Source organism: Pseudoalteromonas sp. S3776 (genome assembly GCF_005886915.1).
Lineage (GTDB): Bacteria > Pseudomonadota > Gammaproteobacteria > Enterobacterales > Alteromonadaceae > Pseudoalteromonas.
Genome location: NZ_PNCU01000253.1, coordinates 1 through 304 on the forward strand (window position 1 = coordinate 1; position 304 = coordinate 304).

The 304-nt window shown below is 49.0% G+C and carries 1 protein-coding gene; it reads right to left on the reverse strand.

Going from position 1 to position 304, the window contains the following annotated elements; translation table 11 throughout:
- On the reverse strand, positions 1-304 hold a 304-nt coding region (locus tag CWC16_RS19805), incomplete at both ends, for a glycosyltransferase (protein ID WP_171037722.1).

The following is a 304-nucleotide window of genomic DNA, read 5'->3' on the forward strand; positions in this document are numbered from 1 at the left end:
CTTTAAAGCTCTGCCAGTCAGTTCTGCAGGTCTACCCAGGTCAGCAATATCTGTTCTGACCGGATTACCGGTCAGAATAAATTTCCCAGAGCCATTTACAGAGCCAAAAGCATCGGGAAAAGCCAACAGCACTTTGCGGGCAATTCTGGACAATATCTTGTTAGTGAATCCGGCAATGGCATTCTGCTCATGGATCACCAGAGGGATACCAGCCAATCGCGCTGCTACTCCACCTGGACCAGTCACAAACCCGCCCATACCGAGCACACAAACAGGCTTACAGCTACGTATTACTTTCAAAGCA